This window comes from Paenibacillus apiarius (genome assembly GCF_017052585.1).
GTDB classification, from domain to species: Bacteria; Bacillota; Bacilli; order Paenibacillales; family Paenibacillaceae; genus Paenibacillus_B; species Paenibacillus_B apiarius.
In genome coordinates this window covers 4,959,015-4,976,434 of sequence record NZ_JAFFHZ010000001.1, presented here as the reverse complement: position 1 = coordinate 4,976,434, position 17,420 = coordinate 4,959,015, and the positions used below count along the sequence as shown (strand labels likewise).

Sequence of the window (17,420 nt, the reverse complement as noted above, 5' to 3'; positions counted from 1 at the left end):
CGATTGGTTTTTTTAAAACCAGTCGGCTTTTTAATGCGATGAAATTGTAAGGGATTCATTAATACTTACAATGTTATTCAACCCCTTATGTATGAGTTTAAACATTTACAAAAAATCGGATTTGCATTAAAAGATCTTGAGCAGAGCGATGCCGGTGGCCGCATGTGATTTCCATATATAAAACGGCAGCCCAGGAGCTGCTCCTGGGCTTGTGGAGGCGGACTATGACAGTCACGTGTCATGATCCCCCATAAAGACGGCAACGTCCTGAACATAGCCTAAGATGGATCCGACTCGGCCATTGCAATGGCTAGCTTGGTGCTTTTTCTTTTCCAGCCACAGAGAGGCCGGTAGCGATGAAGCGGCGATCATACGAATAGACCATATGCTCCTCCAGCCGCTCGCCTGCGAGCTGCTTGCGCACCAGTTCCCTTCCCCGCTCCGGAGTCATCTCCTTATACCAGACCCCTTCCGGATAGGCGATGACGACACAGGCGTCCGTACAGCGGCCATTGCAGCGGGTGCGTGTCGTATGAATCTGTTGTTTCGCTCCAAGCGCCGCGATTTCATCCCGGATCGCTTGCGTCACTTCATCGGCCTGCTGCTTCATGCAGCTGCCGCCGTTGCATATCAGCAGATGATGGCGGGTCTCCTCCAAATTCCATGTTGCCATGAATTTTCTCCTTCCCCCTGTTGCTTTTTATGGCTGCACTTTATCCGGATACAAGCCGGCAGCGAGCGTCTGTAAAGCTATCGGCGCGCGAATGCCCTCCGCAGCCGCCGAGAGAGGCAGCACGATAAATCGCTTGTTTTTAATCGCCTTCACATCGGCAAGCGGCGCTTTGTTCAAGAGCAGCTCTTGCTTCTGTTCGGCTGTCGTGTCGCCATAATCGACAATGACAATGACATCCGGGTCGCGGTTCACCACTTCCTCCCAACTGACCTCGGCCCATCCTTTATCGATATCGTCGAAAATGTTTTTACCGCCAACCTTGGCAATCAAGCTAGTCAAATACGTATTGGCTGCCGTAAACGCCTTGTCTTCCCCGCTATCGAAAACGAATACGTTAAGCGGCTCGCTCACGCTGCCGATTTGCGCCTGGATGTCTTCCAGCTTCTTGCGCATGTCGTTCACGACCGCTTCGGCTTTGTCTTCCACCCGGAAGATTCGCCCGATATTCAAGATGTCCTGATACACATCCTCCAGCGTCGGCGCTGCCTTGTTAGATGATTCCTGCACATAAGTCAGCACGCCCTGATCGGCAAGATCCGCCCGCAAGCCAAGCGCTTTCTCTCCAAATGCGCTCTTCCATCCCGCATAGGCGAAATCGGGAGATACCGACAAGAACACTTCTTTCGATGGATATTTGTCCGCGAGAACCGGAATCTTGTCGTATTTCTCCTTGAATTCGGGCAGGATGCTGTCGTCGAGATAAGCCGTTCCTGCCATCGATTCTTCCAGACCAAGCGCCAGCATCACTTCGGTCGCATGCTGGTTCAGCGTGACTACCCGCTTCGGCGCGTCCGGGAAGCTCAGCTTCTCCCCCATATTTTCAAGCTCGACCGGTCTGCTCTCGGACACTTGCGTTGCCGGCTGCTGAGCTTGCGCCTGGCGCTTCGCATCTGGCTGTTCCGGACTGCCGCATGCCGACATCAGTACGAGCATCATGGTCATCCCTAGCAGTAGAAACCTATTGGTGAACATTCTCCGATTCATACAATCCTTCCTCCGTCTATTCGTTCGTCATCTGTCATTTCTTCCGGGCAATCAACGTCATCGTTGCCGAGGCATCGGGCGATAGATCCGGCATCACGCCGCCCAGCGGATATCCGCCGTCCACCCACGCATTCTTACGATGCGGATGCACACACTTCCCTGCCGCGCTCGCCTCCTCTATCGTCTCTCCGGCATCCGGATCGATCCCTCTATCGTTGACTCCCGGTGGAAGCGCTGTTCGCCACGGCGTGGACAAGCCGTAATTCTGGATGATCCGGGTCACTTCAAATCCTTCCGAAGCGAGCAGCAGCACGGCTTCTTTGGGCGTCATCAGCGCATATTCGCGTTCAACCAAGTACCGGGATTCCATGGCACCGTCGATATAAGTCTCGTAAGCGATCGCGCTATGAAAGATCTGCCGGGACAATGAGGTTGCCCCGTCGATCCGGCGATAAACGAGCTTATGCGGCTGCACGCGCTTGCGCTCCAGCGTCTGCCAAGCGGCGCCTCCTGGAGGCAGGAGCAGATCTACGGCGAACCAGCCTCCTGCCTGCAACCAACGATGAATATTGCGCAGCAGAGCAATATGCTCCTCCATCTGCGTAAAATGCTGCAATAACCCGTCCGGGCACAGTACATGGGTATAGGTGCCGGCAGCGCAGAACGTAAGAACGTCCTCTTCCACCAGTTGCAGCCGCTGCTCCGCTTCCTCTTTGAACATGCGCTTGCGCTTTGAATCCGCAGCCTTAATCATCAGGGGACTCCAATCGATGCCGCAGTAGCAGGCAGCCCGGCTGGCCAGCTCGACCGCCAGGCGTCCGGTGCCGACGCCAAGCTCCAGCACGCTCGGCAGTTCTGCCGCTTGCTCCAGCCAATGTCTGTAGAACGCAATCCCCGCTTTTCCGGCAAACTGGTCATAATATTCCGCCTCCTGCCCCTCGTACTTCGGACTCGGCTGCCATTCATGCCGCATGCCCTGCATACCGCAGCGGGAGCATAGCGTACCGGCCAAGTCCTCGAGCGGGATGCCTGCAGGGACGCCGTTGCGCGTATCGCCATACCACTCGTCATACATGAATTGGCAGTAGCTGCATCGGGTCATCGCCATCGGCCTCGCCTCCCTTCCTTTGTCATAAGCTGGCGAACATGTCCGGCAAAAACGTAATCGACGGTTTCCCCGTCAACGGATGGATTGCAATCTCCGTCCTAACCCCGAACACGTCGTACAGCAGATCCGGCCGCATCACTTGCTCAGGGCTTCCGGAAGCCGCCATCCGGCCTTCTTGCAGCACATAGATGCGATCGCAGTAGCAAGCTGCGATGTTCAAATCATGCAGCGCGGCGAGACAGGTCAGCTTCAACGCCTTTATCAGATCCATCATCTGCAGCTGATACCGGATATCCAGATGGTTGGTCGGTTCGTCCAAGATCAGAACGCGGGCTTGCTGCGCCAGCGCCCTCGCAATCAGCACGCGCTGCTTTTCTCCGCCGGACAAGTCGGAGAAGCTGCTGCCCGCGGCATGCAGCAAGCCGACGCGCGTCAGCGCCTGCTCCACAATCTCGTAATCCTCCATCGAATCCGCTTCAAACATTCTCTTATGCGGACTGCGTCCCATCATCACGATGTCGCGGACCGTAAAATCAAACGCGGCGGACGATTCCTGGCCGACCACCGCCAACTGTCTGGCCAATTCCTTTTGCGGCAACCGAGAGACACGTTGTCCGTTCAGCAGTATCTCGCCCGAATCGGGCTCCAGCACACGGTATATATTTTTAAGCAGCGTCGATTTCCCGCTGCCGTTCGGACCGATCAAGCCGACCATCTCGCCTTTCCGCACATCCAAGCATATCGATTCAATCAATCGTTTATCCTGAATACGGAACGACAGATCTTTCACTTCGACGTTCATTTTCCGCCTCCAAAAGAATATGAGTTCCGCCGCAACAGCCATATAAAGAAAGGACCTCCGCATAAAGCGGTGACAATGCCGATCGGCAATTCCTCGGGCGCCAGCACAAGCCGCGCCAACACATCGGCCCATACGATGAAGATGGCCCCCAGCAATAGGCTGACCGGGAGAACACGGCGATGATCCGAACCGACCATGAGCCGCACGATATGGGGGATCATCAAGCCGACAAAGCCGATCGCGCCGCTCACGGACACAATCGTTCCCGTCAACAGGGCGACCACAACGACCAGCCATTTGCGGAAGGCATGGAGATTGACGCCAAGGGTAAGCGCCGCCTCCTCCCCCATCAGCAAGGCGTTCAGCGCCCGGTACTGAACAAGCAAAAAGATCGTTCCGGCAATCACGATCAAGGCCGGGAGCGTCAAATACTCCCACTTGGCCCCCGTCAGGCTTCCCATCATCCAATACATCGCCGAGCGAATACCTTCTTCGCGAGGCGCCATCGTCACGATCAAATTGGTGATGGCCGACATCATCATGGAAACCGCGATTCCCGACAATAAAAGCCGGCTCGTTGCCATCCTGCCCCCCACGCGAGCCAGAACCATAACGATGGCCATCACGGCAAGCGAACCGAGAAAGGCGGATAAGGAAAGCGCATATTGGCCGAAGAAGCGGAACGCGCCGAACAGAATAACAAGCGTGGCCGCCGCAGACGCCCCTGACGACACGCCGAGTATATACGGGTCAGCCAAGGAATTGCGCATAAGCGCTTGCATGGCGGCACCGGCAACGGACAGCCCCGCTCCGACGACGACGCCAAGCAGCACGCGCGGAAAACGAATATCCCAGATGATGTGCCCCTGTCCCGTGTCCCATGTCTCCTCGATCCATCCATTGAATCCCGGCATATGGGAGAAGGCAATTTTCCAGACCGTTGCAGGCGCTATCGGCACAGGCCCCAGCATCACCGCGACTGTAATCGATAAGACGAGCCCCGCCGTCAGCGCCAATAGAATGGCCGTAAAAAAGAAGGAGCGGCGGCGGAAGTCTGCCGGTACTTTCATCATTTCACAACCTTCAGCGTTATTTATGTGTAATTATTACGATTTAGAGAGATGGCGACTCTACTCATTTTTTTGCCGAAATTTCATTACGCTTAACGAAGTTTATCAGTTTTCACAATAATCGTGGAGAAATAGGAAAGCTTTTCATCGCCATGAAGCTGGTTCAACCCGTACGTAATCTTTTCGGAAGCCATGGATGCATCACTGACAAGCACCGCCTTCTCCAGCAATTGGTGCTGCTCCAGAAGCCGGAGCACCAGCGGCATATTACTCGCTGCCTTCATCAATACAATCGTATCAAAGCAGGTCAGCGCCTGGTTAACCGCCTCCTCTCCGGAAGTGACCGGAATGACCGCCAACGACTCCTCATCCATGACAAGCGGCCAGCCGACACGCGAGGCCATATAGGAGAAAGAGGAAATCCCCGCAATCGTCTCCGTCTCTATCTCCGCCCGCAGCAGCTCCAGCAAGTAGCTGTATGTGCTATATACCATCGGATCTCCCAGCGTAATAAATCCGGCATTCTTGCCCGACAAAACATCCGCTTTAATCTCCGCCGCGATACGTTCCCAGGCCTGCTCCTTTTCCTCCTGATTGTAGGTCATTGGAAAATGGCGCTGCTGCACCGTCAGACTCTCCGGCAAATAAGGAGAAACGATCTTCAGCGCGAGGCTGGCTCCGCCTTTTTTCGCTTCAGGCGTATAGAGCACATCCAGCTTTTCCAGAGTATGAACGGCTTTCATCGTCAATAGCTCGCTATCTCCCGGACCTGTCCCGATGCCATAAAACTTAGCCATGCGCTACCATCTCCTTCTCTATCGCCGTTCGAATATGCTCGATAAACTGGGACTGAATGAGCGGGTTCTCGCCAAGTCCCTGCAAATAAGCGTCTGCTTCGAATCCTTGCTGCATCAATTGCGATTTCCATGAGTCCGCTTCGTCCGATGCCATATCATGGATCGCATGGTCCCCGGCCACAAGCATGAACGGCATCAAATGGACCTTCCGGACATTCGCTGCCTTGAGTTGTTCGATGACACGTTCCAGCGGGGGATAGCCTTCCACGGTGCCCATATAAATAGGCTCGTCGGCAAGCATATGGTCGAGACAGGCGTATGCGCTGAATGCATGATGCTCCGAGCCATGTCCCATCAGAACCAACGCTTCATCCTCGGCCAGGAACGGCGATTGCGCTTTGACGGCTTGTATCGCTTTGCCGTAATCTTCATATCTGTCCAGCAAAGGCTTGCTGATAAGCAATTGAGCGAATTGCTCACGGTATGGCAGAGCCTGAGATACGATTTTTTTGAACTCCTCGCCATTAATGAGATGCAGGGATTGGATAATGACCTTGGCGTATCCGGCCGCTTTCAATTTTTCGAGCGCCTGCGCAGGCGTATCAATATGAAGGCCATCGCGCTCCGCCAGTTTTTTTCTAATTTTGTTGGATGTAAACGCTCGGAATACATCGTAATCTGCAAACGTTTCCCTAATCTTATTTTCACAAGCTTCGATGGTTTTGGCACGCGTCTCCGGATAGCTTGTTCCGAAGCTGACGACCAGTATCGCTTGTTTCATGTCGGCATAACCTCCCCGGCTTCTTCAATCAGCAGCGCAATCAGCGAATCCGGCTGCGCCGCTTTCGCCTCGCGATATACCTTGAGCCCCTGCTCGCGTATCGTCCGACTGGTCAAAGGGCCGATGGACAGCAATTTCATCGAGCGGAGCAAGGCTTGTTCTTCCGCGCTCAATACGGAGAGCAGATGCTCTACCGAAGCGGAACTGGAAAAGCAGACGGCATCAAACTTGCTCAAGTCAAAAGGCAGCTCCGCCTCCAACACTTCCCGATACAACGGCAAAGCGGCGAACTCGGCAGCTCCGCCCAGTTCATCGGCCAACTGCGCCGTATGCTTCTCGCTTCCGGCCAGCAGCACCTTCGTCCCTTGCCGCCAATTCCCGGCGCAGGCTTGACGGATGATGTCCGCCGAACGTCTCGTCACGAGGATGTCAGCGGCAAGCCCATATTCACGCAGCTTCTCCTTCGTCTGCTTCCCAATCGCCGTCAGCCGGCTCCCGCTCAGCGCGCGGTTATCCTTCCCGGACTCCAGCAAGGCCTCGATGAATAAGGATACGGCCTCCGCAGAAGTAAACAGTATTTCTTCATACTCTGGCAATGATGCCATGATCGCGTTCATTTGAGCCGGCTCATGAAGTTTTTCCATCCGAATACCGGGATAAAGGGTAACCTCTCCGCCTAGCGCCGTAATTTTGGCGGCCAGATCGCTTCGCCCGGCACGCGCGCGCGGAAGGAGAATGTGCTTCCGGAACAGCGGTGCTCTCTCGAAAAAGTTCAATTTGTCCCGCAGCTTGACCACATCGCCGACGACGATCAACCCTGGCGCCCCGATTTTTTCTTCCGCCACCTTGCCGCAAATCGTCGTTAAGTCTCCGGTAACGGTCCGCTGGCGGGATCGGGATGCCCATTCGACAACGGCTGCGGCCGTGTCGGGGCGGCGTCCATGCTGGATTAAGTTCGCACAGATCGCGGGAAGCTGGGTCATCCCCATCAGAAAGATCAGCGTGCCCTCCAGCCGGGCTAAACTTGTCCAATCGAGCGGATCGCTGCCTTCCTTCAAATGTCCGGTTATGACATGGAAGCTGGAGGCAAAATCCCGATGCGTCACCGGGATGCCGGCATAGGCCAACCCTCCGATCGCCGAGGTGACGCCGGGGACGACTTCAAAGGGAATGCCTGCGGCATGCAGGGCTTCGCCTTCCTCCCCTCCGCGCCCGAACACATAAGGGTCGCCGCTTTTTAAGCGAATGACTAACTTGTTCCGTTTGGCCTGCTTCACGAGAATTTGCTCGATTTCCGACTGCGGAATCGGATGGTGAGAAGGCTCTTTGCCCACGTAAATCAGTTCGCAGTCTTGTTTGCGTTCCTGCAGAAGCACTGGATCCACCAGGCGGTCATAGACGATAACATCCGCCTGTCGTAAGAACTCCAGGGCTTTCACGGTTAACAGACCGGCTTCGCCGGGTCCGGCTCCGACAAGAACAACCTTGCCGCTCATCGGTTTTCCCCCTTTCTTTCACACATATTTCTCAAGTTCATCGATGTCTGTAATGACATTCGGATAAGGCAGCGCCGGCCGCCGAATGACGACGCAAGGAATTCCGAGCTCTTGGCAAGCGGCTATTTTCTCGGCAAAGCCGCCCCTGGCCCCGCTTTCCTTCGTAATCATCACTTCCGCGCCGGTTTGTCGAAAAAGCTCTTGATTCAATGCTTGGGAAAACGGTCCTTTCATCGCGATAATCTGGTCGGCCAGCAAACCGAGCTGTTCACAGGCAGCAATCACTTCCGCCACAGGCAGCACTCTCGCGATCACATGCTTTTCGGGGAGCTTTGCCACATACTCCGGCAAGTTTTTGCTTCCGGTCGTCAGAAAAATCCGATCGCCCAACGCCGATGCGGCGCGGCATGCTTCATCAATGTCACGGACAAGATGAAGATGGTCTGCCTCTCCGGATGACCTTTCATAGCGAACATAAGGAATATTCATGCTGCCGGCGGCGTTCATTGCATTCCCGGATACTTCCACAGCGAACGGATGGGTCGCATCGATGACCAGGGAGACCGCCTTCTCGCGCATCACCCGGCACATGCCCGCTTCATCCAGCCGCTGGCAGATGACATGTTCGGCATGCTGCTTCGCCAGCTGTTCGCCATAATCCGTAGCCACGGACACGATATAATCATGCCCGCGGGCATGCAGCCAATCGCAAATCTCGAGACTATCCGAGGTCCCGCCGAAAATCAGGATCATAGCGTATAACCCCGTGGCGTGATCATTCGCCCGCTGGAAACATAGGTTTCCTTGTTGCCGACGATAACCATCGTCGTCATATCCACCTCTTCATAGTCGATGTCCGCCATCGTCGTCAGTATTTTTCGTTCTTCTTTGCGGCCGACGTCCTTCACGATCCCGACCGGAGTGGAAGGCGATTTATAGGCCATCATCAATTCCAAAGCATGCTGCAGATGGTTCGACCGGCCCTTGCTTCTCGGATTATAGAAGCAGACGACAAAATCGGCTTCCGCCGCCAGCTTCACCCGCTTCTCGATGACCTCCCAAGGCGTCATCAAATCACTTAAGCTGATATGGCAAAAATCATGCATCAGGGGCGCTCCCAGTCTTGCCGCCGCGCCGATGCTCGCCGTGACGCCAGCCACGATCTCGACTTCGATCGATTCTTTTTCTTTATCCAGAATCTCGAGAATCAGGCCGGCCATGCCGTAAATCCCGGCATCTCCGCTGGATACGACCGCCACGGTTTTACCTGTTTTCGCAATATCGACGGCTTCCTGACAGCGGTCGATTTCCTTCCGCATCCCCGTTTTGACCACTTCTTTATCCTGGATAAGTTCTTCAATCAGCCGGATATACGTAATGTATCCCACGATCACATCCGCTTTTTGAATGGCTGCGAGCGCCTCTCCGGTCATCATGTCTCTCTCGCCTGGCCCAATTCCTACAACATAAATCATGCCATCACCCCATTGCTCATTTTCGTTCTCTCTCCCATGGACATTGTGATCCCGCATGCAGCGAACCTTGGTGTCAATACCCGGCCCCCGCTGGCCAGATCGGCCGCGGATAACGCTACGTTGCCAACCTGCACGGTCTGTCTGACGAACTCGGATACCGGATATTTGTCCGCGACTTCACGCAACTGAACTGCCGTATACGTGATGAAGGGACAATTCAATTTTTCCGCTAATTGCTTGATCGCCGGTTCATTCTTTTTGATATCGATACTGGCAATGGCGGAAAAGGAATGCGGATCGGTATCATGCTGGATGCAAAATTCAGTAAACGCCTGCATCATCTGTTCAGGCTCTGTTTGTTTACGGCATCCGACTCCAAGCACGCGTGTCTGCGGAACCATCTTCACCGTGTGTACGTTCAATTCCGGCAGGTGATACCGATACGTGACCCACACCAATGCTTCTGTCTGTTCCGGAAGCTCATGCGGATTCGTGACCGGTGTGAAGCCCCGCCGGTCGATCTGTACCGGCACTTCTTCGTACAGGCACACGGTTTTCCCGGCGGCCAGCAGCCCGTTGATTCGCTTGGAGTTCTCGCGAAAGTCCGGTATCCATGCAGGCACGGACGGCACGATCATATCGAGCGCCGCCACCTTCTGAACGTCCGTTGCCGTTGTAATAACGGCTGCTGCCCCCGTAAGATCCGCCAGCTTCCGGCTCAATTCATTGGCTCCGCCCACATGACCCGACAATAGACTGATGGCATGATGTCCTTTTTCATCCATCACGACCACCGCCGGATCATACAGCTTGTCCGAGATGGCGGGAGCCAACGTCCTGACGGCAATTCCCGCAGCCATAATGCAGACAAGAGCATCATATTGCTGGAAAAGGAGACGCATCCCGGCTGCAAAATCCGGCTGAAGCGCAGCAAATCCTTCGGATTGCAGCTTTTCTGGAACAAAGCAATCTGCCGCCAGCGCCGCCTTGATCGTGGCTGCAAGCGCTTTGCCGTGTTCCGTGACCGCAATGATGGCGGTATTCTTATCTGTACTCATGCGAGAAATCCTTGTCGTACAGCTTGGAATAATAAAATGTCTCGCCCAGAAAATCCCCTACCATAATAAGCGCCGTTTTCGTGATGCCCTGCTCTCTTACTTTGGCGGCAATATCCCGCAGGGTTCCCGTTACTTTTTTTTCATCCGCCCAGGTCGCTTTATAGATGACGGACGCCGGCGTATCCTCCGAATAACCGCCTGCCACAAGCTCTGCCACCACGTTCTCGACCGCTTGCACCGACAGGAAGATAACCATCGAGGTGCGGTGCGCGGCAAAGGATCGCAGCGATTCCCTCTCCGGAACCGGCGTTCTGCCTTCCATGCGCGTAATAATCACGCTTTGGCTCACTTCCGGCACGGTATACTCGACACCGAGCTGCGAGGCGGCCCCGAGGAATGAACTTACCCCAGGCGTGCAGGTGAACTCTATATCCCGCTTTTTCAATTCCTCGGTTTGTTCCCGAATCGAACCGTAGATCGAAAAGTCACCTGTCTGGAGGCGGACGACTTGCTTCCCGGCCTGCACTCCCTGTTCCATGCAATCGATAATCTCCATCAAATCCATGATGGCGCTGTTGTAGATTTCGCAGCCTTCTTTGCAGTACTCCAGCAAATCCGGGTTCACCAGCGAACCGGCATAAATGACGACATCCGCCTCTTTCAGGAGGTTGTACCCTCGCAATGTAATGAGTTCTTTATCTCCGGGCCCCGCCCCGACAAAATGCACTTTCGTCATGCTGTCCCGCTCCTCTCTTTTTGGCAAGCGATAATAAAGGTCGGATTTTGGGGCTTAAAATAATGCCCTTGTCCAAGTTCATGCCACTTCGATACCTGCATCTGGATCACCTCGACTTCATGCCAGGGCCCTTTTTCGAGATAGGCTGCCGCTTCGAGGGCATTTTCCATCAAGATGAAATTGAGCACAAGCTGGCCGCCCGGCTGTAACAAGGCATGGCTCCAATCGATGATCTCCGTTAATTTCCCCCCGCTGCCGCCGACAAAAATAGCGTCTAACACGGTATTGTCCAGCGGGACGGGAGCCTTTGCCGCCATAATCTCCACATTGTCAAGCGCCAGCTGCCGCCGGTTCTGTTCGATTAAGGACAACGCCTCTTCGTTCCGTTCGATCGCGGTTACCGACACATGGGGAAACATCTTCGCAACCTGAAGGGCTACGCTTCCCGTACCGGCGCCAACGTCGAGAAATCGGCGGCTCGTGTCATCCAGCGCTAATTTGTCAATGGATACGGCGCGGACCTCCGCCTTGGTCATGGGCGTCTTGCCGCGAATAAAGGCTTCATCCCTCATCCAAAATCACCACCACATTCATGTCATATCGAGCCGCAACTTGCTCCGGCTTCAATCGGTGCAACCGTTCATCGGGATAGCTGAGATTTTCTCCGATAACGAGCGTTTTGTGGAGCTTCCGCCGCAGAATTTCCTGGGCGATTTCCGCCGGTCCAAGCTTACTGTCCGTGACCATCGCCACTTTCGGGTGCGCGAGCAGAAAGTCGAAATCAGGCTGTTTTCCGTGACTGCTCGTCATGTACAGGTCGTTCATGGCAATGCCGCAGCGGCTGCACAAATATTGGATGGAGCTGATCCCGGGTACAATCTGAAGCTGTTCCGGCGGGAACTTCTGCAGCGCCCAATTTCCGATGCCATATATTAACGGGTCTCCGGAAGCGAGCAGCACGATGTCCTTACCGATCCTCTCTAGCAAAAATGCTTCCAGCTCCGGGAGCTGCGTGGGCAGAAGCTTGCGTTCGGCCGGGTTGTCCTGCGGGATTTCGCCCAGCTGCCGCTTCGAGCCGACAATCACGTCTGCCTTCTGTATGAGTAAAGCGCCCGCACCTGTCATCAGCTCCGGGCTTCCCGGGCCAATTCCGACAATATGAATCATCGCCATGCCTCCCTGATGGTTGAGATGTCGCAAGTGGAAGCCAGCATTCCCCGTTCGGTTGAAAACGTGATGACGTCGATACCCACAAACGGTTTGCTGTATTTCAAAAACTCCTCTGCCCGTTTCTTCACTTTGTCCGTAATGGTCTGAAAAACCTCGCTATACCCTTCCGCGACCATCATTTCTCCGGCGGCTTCCGTCGTCGTGCAGGCCGCAATTCGCTGGAGCAAGGGAAGGGGCGCTCCGGCAAGCGCCAGATTCGCCACCATAATTTCTGCCCGCGCATCGGCATCTTTGCTGTGCGTTGTGAAAATACCGGCGGACACTTTAATCAATTTGCCGAAATGGCCTACCATCAGCACGTGTTCAAACGCGAGGCGCTGTGTTTCTTTGAGCATGTAGCCGACGAAATTGCTCATGGAGACCACATATTTACCGTCAATGCCAAGCAGCTCTTCCACAAAGCGCTCCCCGTAATTCCCGGGAACCAGAATCACTTTCCGGAAACCCTGCGCTTTTTTCATTTCGAGTTCGATGGACAGCGACTGCTTCCACCCCTCCTCGGACATCGGAGTTACGATTCCGGTCGTTCCCAAAATGGAAATCCCGCCGATAATCCCCAGGCGGCTGTTCATGGTGCGCTCCGCACGCTCTTCGCCTTCCGGCGCGAAAATGATGATATCCGCCCCTCGATCGGGGCCGATCTCTTCCCGTACGGCCGCAGTAATCATTCGGCGCGGTACCGGATTGATGGCCGCTTCCCCGACCGGGACCGCAATGCCCTTTTGCGTCACGCGCCCGACGCCTTGCCCGCCGTCGATTCTGATGTCCCCGTTCGCATTCAAGGTGACCTGCGCAAAAATCCACATTCCATGCGTCGCATCGATATCATCGCCGCCGTCTTTTTGAACGGCGGCCGTTGCCGTATGCCGAGCAAATTGCTGCTTGTCCACCGGAAGCTGCAAGCATGTTCCGTTCGGCGTGATTATCGTAACTCCGGTTATCTTCTCCTGCTTGATGATCATGGCCGCAGCCGCTTTGGCCGCCGCAGCTGCGCAAGTGCCTGTCGTATAGCCTTTGCGCAATTTTTTCCCCTCATAATACACATAGTCTGCCATCGGGCCACCTCTTCTTACATCGCGTACAGCACGGCGTTCATGATGGCCGCCGCCAGATTGCTTCCGCCCTTCCGCCCGCGGGCAACGACCGCCGGAATGTCGCTTTCATAGAGCGCTTCTTTCGATTCGGCCGCCCCGACAAATCCAACCGGCACACCGACGACGGCTTCTACATCCAATTCGCCGGCAGCCGCCATCTCTAAAATTTGATAGACGGCGGTAGGCGCATTGCCGATGACAAACAATTTCCGCCCTGCCTCTCTGGCGGCAAGCTGAATCCCGGCCATGGAGCGGGTGATGCCTTGCTGTTGGGCAACCTCTGCCGTTTCCGGCTCATTGACGTAGCAGCGGTAGCGGCAGCCGTATTGCTCCAGCAGCTTTTTATTCATGCCGCTCAGGGCCATATTCGTATCCGTAAAAATGATGCCGCCCTGCCGGATCGTTTCGCGTATTTTCGTCAAGGCATCATGCGTAAAAACGAGATTATCCAAATAGTCAAAATCCGCCGTCGTATGAATCGCCCGTTTCATGACCAGCTCCTCTTCCCGATTGCGGAAGGCATATTCAGGTCTTGTTTCCGTAATGATTTCCTGTATGATTTCAAAGCTTTTTTCTTCAATCCGCTTGGGATTTTTGATGTAATCCATTTTTCCCTCTCCTTTCCCGAGTTAACTTACAACCTCTAAAAAGGGAACAAAAAAACACGAAACCTAAAGGTCTCGTGTCCATACGAAGAAAAGGCAGTATCCAGGTGTGTTATGAAATGAACACACTTGTGCCTGGGTTCTCTGCAATAGACAACTGTTCCCTTAGAAGTTGTTGCAAGGCTGAACAGAGGAGGTCTCCTGACTTGGCATCATTCTACTTTCCCGCCTTCCCGGAAATTGGTTCCAGTGACATCAATGGGATTTCGTCCGCTTCACAGTAGCTAGGGCCTGTAGAGGAATCGCACCTCTTTCCCTGATCTCCGCTCAGTTTTCTTTCAATTTTTATCAGGTTGAATTTTTTGCACTTTAATTGCGTGTTCAAAAAACCGGTTTTCAGCACCGAGAAAGTTGCAAGAACTCGAAGAAGGAGCAGCGGAATGTAGGCAAGACTACATGAGCAGCGGGCTTCAAGAGTGAATGCAAGATTCGATGCCGAGTTCCTTCCCGCATCTCTTCGTGATCAAAAGCGGGCTTTTTGAACACCTCTCTAAGATGAATCATAGCTTGGTTGATATGATGCCGCCTGTGACAGAACTCACTGCACATCAATTTGCTAGACAACAAAAAGAGCGTTTCAAGCCTGTCCATGGGCTAAAACGCTCTTTTTGATTTCTTTGTGATTTAATTTCAATCCACGCCATCCGCATGGGATGCGACACAAGCATGGTGCGCCGACATACTGGCTTGAACGCGATTTCAATCCACGCATCCGCATAGGATGCGACGGTGCTGGTCTATGGGGTGCTACGGGAGATATCAGAATTTCAATCCACGCATCCGCATAGGATGCGACTCCTCAATCATTACTTCTTGGGCCGTCTGGCTCATGTATTTCAATCCACGCATCCGCATAGGATGCGACAGCGAAAAATAGCATAAGATATAACAAAGCAATCAGTTTCTTACTAAAAATTCATAGGAAATGAGCAAATTAGATTGAAATAAACTTCAACAAATCAGCTTCCATCAACTTTATTGGATAATATGTCAAGAAAATTAGTGCGAATCCCCCCGGGATTTCATGTGAGCTTCACATTCGCACCTGGCCGTTTTCAGCATTTTTATTTCATTTTTATATCTTGATACTCCCTAGTTTGCACCAAGCCGCGTCTCATGTCTTTCTCAGTATATCACAAGCAAATATTTTCAAGTTATCTGGCCTCACAAAAATCCAAATCAGGAAGCTGACTTTCACAAATACAAATAGGAGTAAATGATAGAAAGGACAGAAATGGGACGGCCCCTAATCTCTCCGACCGTTTCCTGCGTTCCACGAAGATGTTACACACAAACCGCTGCTGCCCCCTACGAAGCCAGGAACGAAGCCAGGAACGACGCCATAATCTCCTCCATATCGAACGGAGTGATCCCGCGCTGAAGGGCAAATACCATCTGCGCCTCCTCTTCCCGCTCTACAAGCTGTCCGCGCGCCAGCGCATGCAGACGGAATAAATCATACAGATTGGGCTTGGCTGTCATAGTCATCGCTTTGCCCATGGCGACAACTCCAGTCTGATGTCCTTCCACATTATTATAGAAATTCGGATTACGGGTCAAAGCAAGATCGCACCAAATCACGGTGTGATCCGCCAAATCCAGTATTGCTGGAATGGCTATCTGCGTGTTGGCGGTCTTGTCAATGCGATCTACTACGGTTGCAGGATCGAACACTTCCCCCGAATTCGGATGCTGACGCATCATCCAGCCAGCGAAGCAAACCCTCACGCCAGCGCCCCCTTCGTAATTGCGACTTCCGGCTTACAATGGGGATTTATAAAAGAGGCCGTAGAATGCTTTCCCTACGGCTCTTGTTTGCATCAGTGAACCGATAGATCTACAATATAAGCTATTTCTCTATCTGCTTCAAATTTCGATCCTCTAGCACTTCCACAATACAAATCCATCAATTAGGTAATTATTACAAAACTTTAAATACATAAATCACCATTTTTGTTATACTCAAAAACATCATTTTTTAACAATATATTTTCCATCTGTCATCCAGCACCGTAGATAGACGATTCTTGCTGTGTGACGCGAGATAAGGGGGGAAAGAAATGATTATTGTCTGTTTGCTTGATCTCAACCCGAGCATGGACATGAAGTGCATGGACTACAACATTCCGTAACCAATCATGAATGCAGTATCCTATTGATTATTTTTACGAGAAGGAGAAGAACATGAAAAAATTTATTGCCTTGATGTTATTTTTTATCCTTTCATTCACAAGTATTCCTCTTGCTTCTGCGCAATCCATCGCTAATTGTAATTTGCATTGCTTCTCTGCCGGCACGCCTGTACAAACGAAGACAGGATTCAAGCCTATAGAACAAATCCGCATCGGTGATTTTGTTCTAACGAAGGATGAACTTACAGGAAAAACAGGATATAATGCAGTTGTTGAGTTATTTCAGAGACAGGCGTATGAGACGTATCACATTACTGTCAAAGGAATTACAATAACGACAACCGGGGAGCATCCATTTTGGGTGCCCGGCCATGGTTGGATAGAGGCAAGGTTTCTAAAGACAGGAGACCCGCTTCAGAATCCAGAAGGCAATCCGTATCCGATTGACCGTATTGAAATCAAGAATGATAGGACGACCGTTTATAACTTCCGGGTCGAAGGAGTACATAATTATTTCGTCACAGAGTTGAAAATATGGACACATAATTGCGGAGGGCCCGGCACAAGACCGATAATGACGGCACCTACAGGGGGAGGTGGAGGCTCTAGCTGGGCGTCTAAAGGGGGAATTAGTAATGTTGGAAGAGGAACAAACAATCTAAAACCTGATAACTCCGCAGCTGGAGCACACACTACATTTAAACGAGACTCTAATGGAAATGTAACAAACTACTCAACGTATAAACCACAAACGAATCCAAATAACCCAAATAAGTGGGAACAAGTAAAACGATATGACGGTGTTGGTAAAGGCGATGGTCATTTTAACAAAGTAACTGGTCAAAAGGTTAGAGAACCACACGTCCATGACCCAAAGACTCCGGGAGGAGTTAGAGAACCTAGAAAATCCGGGAAAGAAACCCCTATGAAGTGGTGATTTAAGAATGGATATAATAATTTGGTTGGAGAATTGGTTTTTACAAAACTGCGATAACGACTGGGAGCATAGTTATGGTCTAAGAATTGCCACATTGGATAACCCCGGTTGGTCTGTAGAAATTAGTTTAAATGAAACCAATCTAGAGGAAAAGGAATATACAAAAACAATTGTAGAACGTAGCAATAACGATTGGATTCATTGTTTTGTAGAAGAAAATACTTTTAAGGGATACGGTGGACCAAACAATCTTAGAGAGATACTGGAGATATTTAAAAATTGGGCATCAATTCATGCTTAGTCTAAATGACCTTGATTGGCT

General features: G+C 52.5%; 18 protein-coding genes, 1 pseudogene and 1 riboswitch. Of the genes and pseudogenes, 2 read left to right on the top strand and 17 right to left on the bottom strand.

Annotation, left to right across the window (positions count from 1 at the left end; all coding sequences use genetic code 11):
- Nucleotides 1-310: 310 nt before the first annotated feature.
- The 17 genes and pseudogenes from JSQ80_RS22175 to JSQ80_RS22095 form a co-directional block, all read right to left on the bottom strand.
- The gene (locus JSQ80_RS22175) at nt 311-673 is read right to left on the bottom strand and encodes a (2Fe-2S) ferredoxin domain-containing protein (RefSeq protein ID WP_019419678.1); all 363 of its coding nucleotides are present in this window, start codon (nt 671-673) and stop codon (nt 311-313) included.
- Nucleotides 674-700: 27 nt separating this feature from the next.
- A complete protein-coding gene (locus JSQ80_RS22170) occupies nt 701-1,717 on the bottom strand; it encodes an ABC transporter substrate-binding protein (RefSeq protein WP_240463754.1) in 1,017 nt (338 codons plus the stop codon).
- A 34-nt stretch (nt 1,718-1,751) separates the two neighbouring features.
- A complete protein-coding gene (locus tag JSQ80_RS22165; protein WP_206096714.1) occupies nt 1,752-2,825 on the bottom strand; it encodes a methyltransferase domain-containing protein in 1,074 nt (357 codons plus the stop codon).
- A gap of 22 nt (nt 2,826-2,847) precedes the next feature.
- A complete protein-coding gene (locus JSQ80_RS22160; RefSeq protein ID WP_087432094.1) occupies nt 2,848-3,627 on the bottom strand; it encodes an ABC transporter ATP-binding protein in 780 nt (259 codons plus the stop codon).
- Nucleotides 3,624-4,700 carry a FecCD family ABC transporter permease gene (locus JSQ80_RS22155; protein WP_206096713.1) on the bottom strand — a complete coding sequence of 359 codons (1,077 nt, stop codon included), beginning with the start codon at nt 4,698-4,700 and terminating at the stop codon, nt 3,624-3,626. Before JSQ80_RS22155 ends, JSQ80_RS22160 begins: the two co-directional genes overlap by 4 nt.
- An 89-nt stretch (nt 4,701-4,789) precedes the next feature.
- Complete coding sequence (locus tag JSQ80_RS22150) at nt 4,790-5,494, bottom strand: cobalt-factor II C(20)-methyltransferase (RefSeq protein WP_087432092.1); 705 nt, start codon at nt 5,492-5,494, stop codon at nt 4,790-4,792.
- Complete coding sequence (locus tag JSQ80_RS22145; RefSeq protein WP_206096712.1) at nt 5,487-6,275, bottom strand: sirohydrochlorin cobaltochelatase; 789 nt, start codon at nt 6,273-6,275, stop codon at nt 5,487-5,489. Before JSQ80_RS22145 ends, JSQ80_RS22150 begins: the two co-directional genes overlap by 8 nt.
- Nucleotides 6,272-7,771 (bottom strand): uroporphyrinogen-III C-methyltransferase, encoded by a 1,500-nt coding sequence (gene cobA / locus JSQ80_RS22140; protein ID WP_206096711.1) that lies wholly within the window; start codon nt 7,769-7,771, stop codon nt 6,272-6,274. The genes JSQ80_RS22145 and cobA overlap by 4 nt, the downstream gene beginning before the upstream one ends.
- A gap of 18 nt (nt 7,772-7,789) precedes the next feature.
- The gene (gene cobK, locus JSQ80_RS22135) at nt 7,790-8,524 is read right to left on the bottom strand and encodes a precorrin-6A reductase (protein ID WP_206096710.1); all 735 of its coding nucleotides are present in this window, start codon (nt 8,522-8,524) and stop codon (nt 7,790-7,792) included.
- Nucleotides 8,521-9,246 carry a precorrin-3B C(17)-methyltransferase gene (gene cobJ, locus JSQ80_RS22130; RefSeq protein ID WP_206096709.1) on the bottom strand — a complete coding sequence of 242 codons (726 nt, stop codon included), beginning with the start codon at nt 9,244-9,246 and terminating at the stop codon, nt 8,521-8,523. Before cobJ ends, cobK begins: the two co-directional genes overlap by 4 nt.
- Entirely contained in the window at nt 9,243-10,304 is a 1,062-nt protein-coding gene (locus JSQ80_RS22125) for a cobalt-precorrin 5A hydrolase (RefSeq protein ID WP_206096708.1), read from the bottom strand. Before JSQ80_RS22125 ends, cobJ begins: the two co-directional genes overlap by 4 nt.
- Nucleotides 10,291-11,040, bottom strand: coding sequence for a cobalt-precorrin-4 methyltransferase (locus JSQ80_RS22120; protein WP_206096707.1), 750 nt, complete (start codon nt 11,038-11,040; stop codon nt 10,291-10,293). The genes JSQ80_RS22125 and JSQ80_RS22120 overlap by 14 nt, the downstream gene beginning before the upstream one ends.
- A complete protein-coding gene (locus JSQ80_RS22115) occupies nt 11,037-11,612 on the bottom strand; it encodes a decarboxylating cobalt-precorrin-6B (C(15))-methyltransferase (protein ID WP_206096706.1) in 576 nt (191 codons plus the stop codon). Before JSQ80_RS22115 ends, JSQ80_RS22120 begins: the two co-directional genes overlap by 4 nt.
- Entirely contained in the window at nt 11,602-12,207 is a 606-nt protein-coding gene (locus JSQ80_RS22110; protein ID WP_206096705.1) for a cobalt-precorrin-7 (C(5))-methyltransferase, read from the bottom strand. The genes JSQ80_RS22115 and JSQ80_RS22110 overlap by 11 nt, the downstream gene beginning before the upstream one ends.
- Nucleotides 12,204-13,325 (bottom strand): cobalt-precorrin-5B (C(1))-methyltransferase CbiD, encoded by a 1,122-nt coding sequence (gene cbiD / locus JSQ80_RS22105; protein ID WP_206096704.1) that lies wholly within the window; start codon nt 13,323-13,325, stop codon nt 12,204-12,206. The genes JSQ80_RS22110 and cbiD overlap by 4 nt, the downstream gene beginning before the upstream one ends.
- A gap of 14 nt (nt 13,326-13,339) precedes the next feature.
- Nucleotides 13,340-13,972: a cobalt-precorrin-8 methylmutase gene (locus JSQ80_RS22100; RefSeq protein WP_206096703.1), complete on the bottom strand. Its 633-nt coding sequence runs from the start codon at nt 13,970-13,972 to the stop codon at nt 13,340-13,342.
- Between the two features lie 191 nt (nt 13,973-14,163).
- A riboswitch (cobalamin riboswitch) is annotated at nt 14,164-14,287 on the bottom strand.
- A gap of 1,050 nt (nt 14,288-15,337) precedes the next feature.
- Nucleotides 15,338-15,748, bottom strand: a pseudogene (locus JSQ80_RS22095) (cytoplasmic protein); the annotation flags it as partial.
- Between the two features lie 465 nt (nt 15,749-16,213).
- Between JSQ80_RS22095 and JSQ80_RS22090 the strand changes: the two are divergent.
- Entirely contained in the window at nt 16,214-17,098 is an 885-nt protein-coding gene (locus tag JSQ80_RS22090) for a polymorphic toxin-type HINT domain-containing protein (RefSeq protein WP_206096702.1), read from the top strand.
- A 7-nt stretch (nt 17,099-17,105) separates the two neighbouring features.
- A complete protein-coding gene (locus tag JSQ80_RS22085; protein ID WP_206096701.1) occupies nt 17,106-17,399 on the top strand; it encodes an immunity 53 family protein in 294 nt (97 codons plus the stop codon).
- The last annotated feature ends 21 nt before the right edge of the window (nt 17,400-17,420 follow it).